The 242-nt window shown below is 67.4% G+C and carries 1 protein-coding gene; it reads left to right on the plus strand.

Annotated features, from left to right (window positions below):
• A partial coding sequence (locus AC0IYU_RS34955; RefSeq protein ID WP_472127001.1) for a flagellar protein FliT occupies window positions 1-242 on the plus strand: 242 nt, incomplete at both ends.

Here is a 242-nt window from a genome sequence, read left to right on the forward strand (position 1 = left end):
TGCTGGTGCTGGCACGGTCCAAGGAATGGGGCAAGCTGCCCGTGCTTGTGACCCGCTGCTCGGCGCTGGTCGAGCGCCTGCGCGCCCTCGAGCCGCTGGAAATGCTGGACGCGCTACAGATCGAGCGCGTGCTCGGCCTGCTCGACCGCATCCGCACGGCCCAGGCCGAAGTCTCCGGCTTGCTCAAGCCGCAGCTCGACGACCTGATCGACCGCATGGGTCAACTCCACAAGCAGAAGAGC

It is taken from the genome of Variovorax sp. AC103, assembly GCF_979254005.1.